At 62.0% G+C, this 10,062-nt stretch carries 11 protein-coding genes; 3 read left to right on the top strand and 8 right to left on the bottom strand.

Annotated elements, in window-relative coordinates:
- Nucleotides 1-42 precede the first annotated feature (42 nt).
- The 3 genes from ACFQ11_RS29590 to ACFQ11_RS29600 form a co-directional block, all read right to left on the bottom strand.
- The gene (locus tag ACFQ11_RS29590; protein ID WP_378304573.1) at nt 43-438 is read right to left on the bottom strand and encodes a NaeI family type II restriction endonuclease; all 396 of its coding nucleotides are present in this window, start codon (nt 436-438) and stop codon (nt 43-45) included.
- Nucleotides 371-919: a NaeI family type II restriction endonuclease gene (locus ACFQ11_RS29595; RefSeq protein ID WP_378304575.1), complete on the bottom strand. Its 549-nt coding sequence runs from the start codon at nt 917-919 to the stop codon at nt 371-373. Before ACFQ11_RS29595 ends, ACFQ11_RS29590 begins: the two co-directional genes overlap by 68 nt.
- Before the next feature lie 360 nt (nt 920-1,279).
- Nucleotides 1,280-1,837 (bottom strand): very short patch repair endonuclease, encoded by a 558-nt coding sequence (locus tag ACFQ11_RS29600; RefSeq protein ID WP_378304578.1) that lies wholly within the window; start codon nt 1,835-1,837, stop codon nt 1,280-1,282.
- An 86-nt stretch (nt 1,838-1,923) separates the two neighbouring features.
- On the opposite strand from ACFQ11_RS29600, the gene ACFQ11_RS29605 reads away from it, so the two are divergent.
- Nucleotides 1,924-3,189, top strand: coding sequence for a DNA cytosine methyltransferase (locus ACFQ11_RS29605; RefSeq protein ID WP_378304580.1), 1,266 nt, complete (start codon nt 1,924-1,926; stop codon nt 3,187-3,189).
- A gap of 128 nt (nt 3,190-3,317) precedes the next feature.
- On the opposite strand, the gene ACFQ11_RS29610 is transcribed toward ACFQ11_RS29605, so the two are convergent.
- The 3 genes from ACFQ11_RS29610 to ACFQ11_RS29620 form a co-directional block, all read right to left on the bottom strand.
- Nucleotides 3,318-5,072 (bottom strand): DEAD/DEAH box helicase, encoded by a 1,755-nt coding sequence (locus ACFQ11_RS29610; protein WP_378304582.1) that lies wholly within the window; start codon nt 5,070-5,072, stop codon nt 3,318-3,320.
- 50 nt (nt 5,073-5,122) lie between these two features.
- On the bottom strand, nt 5,123-6,538 hold the full coding sequence (locus tag ACFQ11_RS29615; protein ID WP_378304584.1) for a ParB N-terminal domain-containing protein: 1,416 nt from the start codon (nt 6,536-6,538) through the stop codon (nt 5,123-5,125).
- An 83-nt stretch (nt 6,539-6,621) separates the two neighbouring features.
- Nucleotides 6,622-7,302 (bottom strand): hypothetical protein, encoded by a 681-nt coding sequence (locus tag ACFQ11_RS29620; protein ID WP_378304586.1) that lies wholly within the window; start codon nt 7,300-7,302, stop codon nt 6,622-6,624.
- Nucleotides 7,303-7,715: 413 nt separating this feature from the next.
- On the opposite strand from ACFQ11_RS29620, the gene ACFQ11_RS29625 reads away from it, so the two are divergent.
- The gene (locus tag ACFQ11_RS29625; protein ID WP_378304589.1) at nt 7,716-8,273 is read left to right on the top strand and encodes a hypothetical protein; all 558 of its coding nucleotides are present in this window, start codon (nt 7,716-7,718) and stop codon (nt 8,271-8,273) included.
- Between the two features lie 147 nt (nt 8,274-8,420).
- Here ACFQ11_RS29625 and ACFQ11_RS29630 read toward each other — a convergent pair whose 3' ends face one another.
- Together ACFQ11_RS29630 and ACFQ11_RS29635 are read right to left on the bottom strand one after the other, a co-directional pair.
- Nucleotides 8,421-8,627 carry a DUF397 domain-containing protein gene (locus ACFQ11_RS29630; RefSeq protein WP_378304590.1) on the bottom strand — a complete coding sequence of 69 codons (207 nt, stop codon included), beginning with the start codon at nt 8,625-8,627 and terminating at the stop codon, nt 8,421-8,423.
- A complete protein-coding gene (locus tag ACFQ11_RS29635) occupies nt 8,624-9,433 on the bottom strand; it encodes a helix-turn-helix domain-containing protein (protein WP_378304592.1) in 810 nt (269 codons plus the stop codon). The genes ACFQ11_RS29630 and ACFQ11_RS29635 overlap by 4 nt, the downstream gene beginning before the upstream one ends.
- Before the next feature lie 142 nt (nt 9,434-9,575).
- On the opposite strand from ACFQ11_RS29635, the gene ACFQ11_RS29640 reads away from it, so the two are divergent.
- Nucleotides 9,576-9,989 (top strand): ATP-binding protein, encoded by a 414-nt coding sequence (locus ACFQ11_RS29640; RefSeq protein WP_378304594.1) that lies wholly within the window; start codon nt 9,576-9,578, stop codon nt 9,987-9,989.
- The last annotated feature ends 73 nt before the right edge of the window (nt 9,990-10,062 follow it).

Consider the following 10,062-nt stretch of genomic DNA (forward strand, 5'->3'; position numbering starts at 1 on the left):
GCAAACGAGGGCCATAGGCGAAAAAACCCACTAATAGTCTAGTTAATTATCGGGGACATTCTTGATGGCAACCCACGCAGCGCCCGACAGGTCATAACCCAAGGCTGCCCCCTCAACTCTCTCCTCCTCCCATTTTCCACAGAGAAGCTTCCAGCCCATGGCAGCGAACCTATTCTTCAGAGCACGAGCACGCCGCATCGGGTCGTCGTTCCCGGCACAGACAGTAAGAATTGCGCTCCGTGGAATAACAACGCCAGGAAGTGTCATGAAAAGATGAGTGAGCCGCTTTTCCTGCCCGACCCGAGGTGCAAAAACTGCAGCGCGATCCTGCTCGCTCAAGAGAGTGAGGGGGTTGATCGGCAGTTTCCCCTCACCATAAAGCGAAACACCGTAGGTACTGAGCGCATCGACCACAATACCCCTCTTGACCGTCGCCATTACCCTTGCCCTTGTACAGCAGCGACCGGTGTGTACGCATAAGCCACGACTCGTGCCGATACGTTCTCGCATCAATCCTGACACATATACACAGCTGACAGTGGGCCTCCTTGGGGATGCTCCAGTTCCTATGCACTGTAGCTTTGATGTCCACGGGAACATCTGCGATCACTACATCCAGAGGCTTTTCCTTGGTCCAGGAAAATTCTCTGATGAGCTCGTATTCAAGTTTTGTTCCGACAGCCGCCCGCTCCCCAGATTCCACCTCAGGATCATGAAGCCGGAACCGGCCAGTCTTGGCACCATCAAGAATGTAATCGATCGATCGCTGAATCGAGTCCCGGAACTTCAATTCCAAGTCGAAACTCGAAAGTTCGTTGAGCACCTTCTGCAGCTCGCGATCGTCCTCTGGACGCACAATCAGATGCTCCCCAGTATCCCTATTACTGCAGACACTGCCAGCCGACGCCGCAGACGGCATACTCGATCCTCAACTCAGTCATTTACAGGAGATCAACTTACTTCCTTCTGCGCCCATCCCATGCGACTTTGGTGGCCACAGCAGGCCGATGAGGCTCCTCCACCTGGAACGCAGAGCCCAAAGGGAGACCCGCCTGAAGACCAATGCCCGGGGCGGGTAAGCCAATCATACGCACACTCGCCCGCCGCAACACGCGTCTCGTTGCGGACGAGCCATCACCCACTCTGGGCCCCAGAGCAGGAACGAAGCACCCCGCCAGTGCTGCCACCTCACCTGCCGCAGAAGGTCTTCTAAGTTTCCCCAGAAGCCACGGATACCCCATACCGCTCCGTCGGCAAGCCTTCAACGCCAGTTCCGTGGTCAACTACGCCGAGTGCCACCACCATCACCCTCGGAATGTCCGAGGTGTTGCGTAGCTTCGAACTCACGTTCGGCAGAGGCTGGTCCTGCGGCCTCGATGACAGCTTCCACCGCAGATGGGAGGGGTTCGTGTTCCCAGAGACGTACGACTCGCCAGCCAGCGCCCTGGAGGGCTGCATCGGCGGCTCGGTCTCGCTCCACGTTCCGGCGGAGCTTAGGGGTCCAGTACCACTCGTTACTGGTCGGCTCCCGTCCGTGTTCGGGGCAGACATGCCAGAAGCACCCGTCCACGAAGACCGCGACCTTGCGGGCAGTGAAGACGATGTCGGGCCGGACACGGACGCCGCCGGGGAGGTCAAGCCGGAAGTCTTTCCGGTAACGATAGCCTCGGGCATGCAGTGCACGGCGGAGCGCGATCTCCGGCTTGGTGTCCGAGCGGCGGTTCGCCTTCATGTTCCTCGAGCGGCCCTCGTTCGCGGGCCGGGGGTACGTACCCGCCGCCCAGGCCTTCTCTCGTCGGTCGGTGCCGTCTTCACTGGACACGGTGGCGTCACTCACTCGATTCGCTCGTCAAGGGGGGCTATGAGCGAAGATACTGCGTATGACTCCTGCCCCGCCGGACACACGAACAACAGGAGGCCGTAGTGGCGGATCTTGAAGTCGTCGAGATCTGCGCGGGGGCCGGCGGCCAGGTCCTCGGCCTTGAGCTGGCCGGGTTCAAACACCGCCTCGCGGTCGAACTCGATCAGAACGCAGCGAACACGCTCTCCGAGAACCTCGAAGGCCGCCGCGGCCTGCTGCCCGGCTCGATCGTCCAATGCGGTGACGTTGCCGACCCGGAGGTCTGGAAGCCGTCCGACTACCAGGGCGTCGAACTTCTGGCCGGAGGGGTGCCATGTCCCCCCTTCAGCATCGCGGGGAAGCAGCTCGGCGCTAGCGACGAACGAGACCTGTTCGCCTGGGCCGTGGAGCAGGTCCAGTTCATGCAGCCCAAGGCCCTCCTCCTAGAGAACGTCCGCGGGCTCAGCATGCCCAGGTTCGCCGGATACCGGCAGCATGTACTCGACCGGCTCCAGGAGTTCGGCTACATCGGCGAATGGCGGTTGCTGCATGCCTCTGACTACGGAGTACCGCAGCTACGTCCACGGTTCGTCCTGGTAGCGATGCAGGAGAAATACGCTCCCTACTTCCACTGGCCGACTCCGCAGGGCAAGGCCCCGACTGTTGGAGAGACGCTCGTCGACCTCATGGCGGTAAACGGCTGGGAGGGCGCGGAGGAATGGGCCGAGAAGGCCAACAAGATCGGCCCAACGATCGTCGGCGGGTCCAAGAAGCACGGCGGCGCCGACCTGGGGCCGACTCGCGCTAAGAAGGCATGGGCGGAACTGGGAGTAGACGCTCTGGGGGTCGCCAATCACGCACCGGAGCCCGGCGACGTCTTCGAGGTCGGCCCCAAGCTCACTTGTGAGATGGTGGCCCGCATCCAAGGCTGGAGCGACGACTGGGGCTGGGAGTTCACAGGCCGGAAGACCTCCCGCTACCGGCAAATCGGCAACGCCTTCCCTCCTCCGGTGGCACGAGCCGTCGGCGAGGCCATCGCCAAGGCCCTACGCCAGGAGGGCAAACCTCGCGAGCTTACGCTCGACACCGCCCATGACGAGATCTACCGGGCGCTCCGTGACCACGGCGACTTCATGACCCAGGCGCAGCTCCTCCGCGCAGCCAATCTCGACCTCGATGATCCGGAGCTAGAGCATCGTCTAACTCTCCTGGGGCGGGACTTCGAGATCGAAACCGTACGGCGCGCCACCACCACCGCATACAAGCTCGGCCAGTTCAAGGCCTTCACAGGACAGAAGGACCACGACCGGCATAAGCTCTTCTTGCAACACCGAGCAAGAATCAGCTGAAGGTTACTCCTCGCGGCTCGGCCCTCCCCCGATACTCACCACTCAGCGCAGGCGGGGCCGCGAGGAGACCACCCCTGAATCTCAACGGATATCAGGTCCCGTTCGCTATTCTCTGCTCATCTTAGTGATTACTCAAGGTGGCGCAAAAGTTCGCGAATATCCGCCGCATCTAGACCGGCGGTGCCAATGGGCTCTTCAATGAGGTCGGCAAGTTGGCGCACTTCGGGGTCGTCCAAGATGCTGCCCATAAACTTCAACTTTACCTCGAGGCGCAACTGAACCACCTCGTCGATAGTGCCCTCCGCGACGAGAACGGAGACCCTGGTCTCCGTTCCCGGAGCCAGGCCCAGGCGATGGATCCGGTCAAGGCTCTGCAAGAAACGGCCGGCCATGAAATCGCGGTCAACGTAGACTGCGTCGTGGCAAGCGTGGTGCAGGCTTATCCCCTCACCAAGGGTAGCTGGGTTCGACACCAACACCTTGCAGTCAGAGTCCTCGCGGAAACGCCGGATCTCTTCATCACGGTCGGCTGTGCCCCCATGTACAACAGCGGGAGAGTACGGCGAGAGAAGTTCGGCCAAAGTGGTGATATTGCGCACGAAAGTCGTCCAGACGATCGTCTTTCGATTCGCTGATGCATTCGTAGCGACAATCTTGACGGCCTCCCGGAACTTGGGGGAAAGTTCATAACTCGGCAGCTCACGCAAGAGCGCATAGAGGGGCTCGTCGGGCGCGGCTTGTAGCGGCGGTACACGGTAGGCGAGTGGCTCGTATGGGCTGCTTCCCTCAACAAGAAGCGCCGGGCTAGTTGCGGCCATAAGCAGACGCAGTGCTGTCCGTCCGAGTGCTTCAATGTCGTTACGAGATGCCTCAGCCCGCGCAGAAAAGTTGCCTTTAAGTGCTTCGTACACCTCGCGATGGATCGGCGGAAGCCGAACATACCGAGCTTTTGGTTCGAACGGCGGCAAACCCAGTTCACGTTTGGTGGTTCGGGTGAACAGAGGTCGGAGCACGGTGCTGGCATAGGCTAGGTCGCCCCCCCGTACTGCGTCGGAAACCACACGCTTACCACGACCAGGCCAAACGAATGACAGAAGGTTTTCCAGGTCCCTAGCCCCGTTGGGGGCCGGTGTGCCGGTGAGTATGAGCCGCCGGGCGGCAGCGGGCCCGAGTGCGAGGCAGGCTGAACCATAGGTTCCGTTCGCGCCAAGCTTCATACGATGGGCCTCGTCGAGCACCAACATCGATGGCGCGGTGCCTAGCCAGGACATGAGCCCGGGCAAAGACCGGGAAAGCCGTTCATAGTTGACCAGCAGCACTTCGGCTCCATAGTCGGGAACGCGGCCCATGACAACGATGCGCGGCGGGGTTCGGAAACAAAGTTGACTCTCCGTCTGCCAAGCCTCGTAAGCGGACTTCGGCCCCACAACGAGAAGTCGCTTAGCCAAGCCCTGCTCGCGCATGGCGGCGTAGACGGCGAGTGAAACGCGAGTCTTGCCGGCGCCGGGAACGCTGAAATTGGCCCCATGCCCAAGGCATAGAAGCTGCGCTACGTCACGTAGTTGGAAGGCGGTAAGGTCCCCAGTCCAGTCGTCACCGAGAAGCTCTGGTACGTCGCCCGGCTCGAGAGCGCCTTGGCCCGTATCCCCGCGCAGCCTCTGCTCAGCTCGCTCGGCGTCGTCGAGAACGCCGTTGACGAGTTGCAGCAGCGCATCTTCCCATTCGACGCCTTCGTGCCGCCAGGACCCCAATTCGATGATGCGGTCGAGAAAGTCGTCGAGGTCGAACTCGCCCACTAGTGGTCCACGTTGGCCGCCGGGGGCGATGCGCGCGGCAAGAACTGCGAACTCCTCCTCATGCCCAGGGACGGTGCGCAGAACCACGCGGGTCCGCGTTACGTCGAACGAGATTCGCAGCGATACCTCCGTAGCTGTCACTGCTGCCTCCCCACAGCCCCATTAAGCCATGTCAGCCCATCGCCCGGGATGGGCACGCTCTTACCAGCCTCCGCAGCCACACGCTTCATGGTTTCGCGCAGCCGCAGCAGCGCGTCGTCAAACGCCCCTTCATCCAGACTCCCGTTGCCGCGGGCGAGAACGAGGTCAGTAACACACTGCTCCAAGTCCTTACAAGCATCGACAATGCGGTCGGGAGCGGCAAGGCGCTTCTTGCGGAGCCGGAAGTCCTTGCCTGCGAATTCCAGTGCTTCGTTAAAGCTTTTGTATGCACTCTCGAACAGCTTGGCTGCCGCAGCCTGCTCCTCAGGGGGCGCAGCAGAGCCACGAGTCTTCACAGCCTTAGCTTGCAGCAGAGAGTCGGTGAGCGCTTTGGCTGCGGCAACCTCAGCACCAGCGGCCTGGAGGGAGCGGCCTAGACCAGGGATGGCCACTGTGGATGTTTCTTGTGCGGGAGGGGGTGTGATGTCTGCAGGCAACCGTTGCTTCAAGAAACGCTTGTGGAAGTCTGGTTCAATGAATCGGACGTCCGTCTTGGCGAACTCGAGCACAATAGCGGCCAGTCGCCCCTCCTTCATCAGGTCGGCACGTTCCCGATTACGCGCGCTCTCGGTCTTATAAGCACGGTAGAGCTCAAAGAATCTTTCCTTGGCCTCTTCGAAGTCCATGAGCCGCAACGAGGCATCACCAGTGTCACTGCGACTGAGGAGGTCCCGCAACTGGGCCAGAATCCACAGGTCGCGGTCGCAGGCCGGTTTTGTGGTATGAAAGTTGCGGGCGATTTCCGGTAGAGGCTTGCCGAGCTTTACCTGCTCCTCTAGAGCAAGAAGATGGTTGATGTAGGAGTAATCACGGCGGTTGTCCGGACGCAACTGCAGGGAGAGTTCGACAGCGTGAATGTCCGTCCATTCACAGCTCTCAGGCAGAACACCAACCCGCATGCTGGTCCGGCCGAGATCTTTAAGGGCGGCGCGGCGTGTGTTGCCATTAACGAGAATACCTTCGCGGGTGATCAGCCCAGGTTCGTTTTGCTGATATTCTCGCAGGCTTTCGGTAAGATCCTCAAAGGCCTTGTCCGTCTTGGACGGATCAGCCGGCAACGCCTTCAGCAGGTAGTGTAGGTAATCCTGGCTCTCCGGACTCCAGGGGTCTTCCTCAAGAACTTTGTCTCGGGCTGGGTCATACGCGCGCTGTGCGCGGATGCGATGCGTGCCGGGGTTGTAGCGGAGGACCTCGACCGGCATATCAATCACCTCGACATGCGTTGGCTTTCCACGCCACTCAACGGTTAGCGTCTCCGGGACCCCGCTTCCGTTGTGCAACTCGTTCAGTCGCTCGGCCACGAGCTTCCGGTTGGCGGTGGCCTCACGAGGCAGACCAAAGTCGATCGACATGTTCGCTCCTTGCGTGAATAAAAGTGATGCAGATGCCGCAGAGATAAAATCCGGGCCCATCGCCGACTCTAGCTTGAAAGAAACTACGGAAGCATGCTGCGGACCTCCGCTCGCGCCGACGCCGGCAGAGTGCGATAGACGCCCCAAAGCTTCTCAACTTCGTTGAAGGCCCGAGCATCCCGCTCCATCCAGGTGGATAGCATCTTGCGCTCGTAGGGCGAGAGCTGCGCCAACGCCATCGCGATCGCGCTCAGGTCAATGCCCGCCTCGCGTCCGCCAACGCGGCACCGGTTGCACTCGGTGACCAGTTGCACCTTGATCTCGCCACTGGGCAAAGTGACCGAACGTCGCGCAATGTCCAACTGAGAGGTGGCTCCGTGGCCGTCAGGGTACGCCTCACCGTTTCCAATGCCGCAGGCCCGGCAGAGATAGTTGTCCCTCATCAGCACGGCACGGCGCTGTACCGCTCCGACAGAGTCCGTCGCCTTGCGGCCGGCAACGCCCGGCTCCCACACCGGTAGCCCCTGCCGCACGAAGCGGTGCTCACTGGGGTCGAGGGTCGGGTCTTCGCGATTGGTGTCGATCTGCCACTCGTGATCGCGCAGCTCCCGCATGCGGCGGTCCACTTGGCTGACCCCTTCGAACGCAGTTCTCAGCTGCTCCTTGGTGAAAACGTTGCTGACCCCGACCTCCTGCACCAGCCACAGAGCGACGCGCTTCTTGGTACCGAGTCGTTCGTCCGTCCAGGACGGCGCTACAGCCATGCTTCCCAGTCCTCCCGTGTACACCGCAGTGACGGCCTCGTGGTCAGGCAGCAGGTCAGTCCTGCCCGTTCGTTCCAGAGAAGCGCAGCTCTCGGGGATATGGAAGCTCTTCCTGTCCCTCGGTGTCCCTACTTGTTGCCGTGTCCCGGAGTGTCCCAGCCTGCAGCGGAACCACCTCAAATGTCGTAGGCGTCCGTCAAGATTGGGCGGGTAGCCCAAGGAGACCCAGGGAGCTCTCTGTGCCGCCACTCGGACGTCTGAAGGCCCTTCCAGCCTCCCTGCCCCCAGCGCGTCGCGAGCTTGCCCAGGTGGTACGCGCGTTTCTGCAGGATATGGGCGGGTCGCAACGCAGCGTCGCGCGCCAAGTCAACAGCTCCCGGTCCGTCATCAACCGGCTCGCTTCAGGGGATTTCGTGGTCCCCGACGAGGGGACGGTCCGCAAGCTTCACCTGATCGCGGCGAGCAAGCAACCCGCTAGGACCATGCCCTTGGGCGACTTGGAACGGCTCCTCCAACGAGTCTCGGACGAGTCTGATGCCGTAGTCCCCGGGCCGACCACGGGCATCGTTGCTGGCGCGCGCGGCGAGGCATCGGCGCCTCTGGCCTTGAGGACCGGCGCTTCGCCCGGGGCGCCGGTCCCCGGGGCCATGGGGGACCGGCGCAACCGTTCGATGTCAGACCCATATTGGCCAGTCGACGAGCTAAGGCTGCATCTCGAGAGCGGCCGGTATGAGCACGCCATCGGCATGCTCGACTATGCCGGCGACGAGGCACCTGCGGTTGAGTCCGCCGCCGCGATTCAGGCTTGCCGGAGCCAAGGCCTCACCGAGGCCACCGACGCACTTCTCCGGAAGGTGGGCCGACGGCCCGAAAAATTCATCCTCGCGGTGGTTGGCTACCTACTAGACGCCGAGAACACCACGGATGCCCGAGCATTGACACTTATCTGCGACGGTGTCCGCGAAACATGACTGCTCGCTCGATTTTGCCCTGAACTCAGTCCCCGGTCTGGGTAGACAGACACACTCGAGGCCTCAATAGCCGTGCCTCAAATAGATATTATGCGCACGTCCGGAACCATGAACCTCAGCGCATATCTCGTGTGCGCGCACCGGGGGCTATCGCACCAAGTCATGCGGTATATCGAGAGCACCGAGTCTGGCGTCCCGGAGCAATCCGGCGAAGACTGTGCGGCTTGCCAGGAGGTGGCCGGCGTCCGGGGCCTTGGAGTCTCTGATGCCGATGCCGCTGGACAGGTCGGCTACCTCTACGCAGGCTTCGTCGTTGATCGCGCCGCTGTACGAGCTCTTGCGCCAGTGGGTCACTTCGCCGCCTCCAACTCGCAGATGCGCGTCCGCGTGGCGTCCTCGGACAGCGCTTTGAACCCGATTCGCTCGTAATCTACTGCGATTTCGGTTATCTCCGACGGTGCCTCGATCAAGCGGCCGCCTCGGCGAGCGCCGACGTAGCCGATCTGCCGGTCTCGCACCGTGATGAGCCGGAACGGACCGTCCAGGCCCAGATGGGCGCCGGCCGTCTTGGGGATGATGCGGATGGAGATGTGCGGCAGTACGCCGACTTCGAGGAGGTAGCGGAGCTGTGCGCGCATGACCTCGGGGCCGCCGATCTCGGACGTGATCGAGTCTTCGTCCATCAAGATCCAGACGTAGGGAGGCGAGGGGCGGGTGAGGATCGCCTCCTGCCGGGCCATCCGCGACTGGACCGCTTGCCCGATGTCCTTGGCGTCGCTCTCCTCGAGCAACGCCCGCATGTATCCCTCGGTCTGAAGAGGCGGGGGGACGATCTGGCCTAGATAGATCCGGATCACGCTCGCCGCGGCCTCGTGCTGGCTGTAGGTGCGCAGCCAGTCCGAATCGTGGGCTGTCTCAGCGAAGAAGAGCAGCGTCTGGAAGTGGCCGCCCGTGTCCCAGACCTCGTCGAGGATCTTGGCCTGCTTCATGTCGATGCGCGCCCGACCGGCTTCGATGTTGGCAACGTGCGACCGCACACAGCCGATGATCTTTCCCAGCCGCTCGCCCGTCAAGCCGCGCCTCTGTCGATAAAGCCGCAGGTCATGGGCCAGCCACACGTAGAGCGACGACCGCGGATCGAGATCATCTGCAGCAGACATGCGGATCCTTTTTGTTTAAGGCTTCTGCGAATACAAGATTGACCCTAATCGGCCGGCTGATCCTTGACTTGCAAACACAAAAACAAGTCGAAGGGATCGCCGCAAATCATGATCGAGACGCCGAATTGCCCGCTTTTTTTCCATGCTCGCGTCCAAGGCGGCGCCGGGTCTGGCGCGAACACTGACCAAGGCCCGCCTGTACAAGTGGAACTGCTCGCGCATATCGGACGATGCGCTCGTGGTCGCGTCCGAACTCGTGACCAACGCCGTCGCGGCCACGCCTACGGGCGGCGAGATCCGTTTCCAGATAAGCCTGGACTCTGGCGGGGTTCTCCTCGCGGTGTGGGACGACGCTCCGGGAAAACCTCAGACCCGACAGGTCGTCGAACCCACTCCGGAAACCCTGGACCTGGCCGAGGAGCGCTGGGACGACAACGGTGGCTGGGGCCTCCCGATCGTCGCCGCGCTCGCCGCCGAGTGCGGGTACTGCCCCGATTCCGTCCGAGGCAAATGGGCCTGGGCGCGTCTCAAGGGGAGTGTCCAGTTAACGGTGTAACTTGATCTTGCTCGGGTCAGTTGCGGGTGGTGGTGAGGCGGCCTTCGAAGGCGATGTCGAAGGCGTTGAGGGC

This window comes from Actinomadura sediminis, from assembly GCF_042675525.1.
Taxonomy (GTDB): Bacteria; Actinomycetota; Actinomycetes; order Streptosporangiales; family Streptosporangiaceae; genus Spirillospora; species Spirillospora sediminis.

What these genes read in the sequence shown, in the direction of transcription:
- ACFQ11_RS29620 (WP_378304586.1), bottom strand. Translation starts at nt 7,302, where the DNA reads ATGGCTGTAGCGCCGTCCTGGACGGACGAACGACTCGGTACCAAGAAG.
- ACFQ11_RS29640 (WP_378304594.1), top strand. Translation starts at nt 9,576, where the DNA reads ATGCTCGCGTCCAAGGCGGCGCCGGGTCTGGCGCGAACACTGACCAAG.
- ACFQ11_RS29615 (WP_378304584.1), bottom strand. Translation starts at nt 6,538, where the DNA reads ATGTCGATCGACTTTGGTCTGCCTCGTGAGGCCACCGCCAACCGGAAG.
- ACFQ11_RS29590 (WP_378304573.1), bottom strand. Translation starts at nt 438, where the DNA reads ATGGCGACGGTCAAGAGGGGTATTGTGGTCGATGCGCTCAGTACCTAC.
- ACFQ11_RS29595 (WP_378304575.1), bottom strand. Translation starts at nt 919, where the DNA reads ATGCCGTCTGCGGCGTCGGCTGGCAGTGTCTGCAGTAATAGGGATACT.
- ACFQ11_RS29635 (WP_378304592.1), bottom strand. Translation starts at nt 9,433, where the DNA reads ATGTCTGCTGCAGATGATCTCGATCCGCGGTCGTCGCTCTACGTGTGG.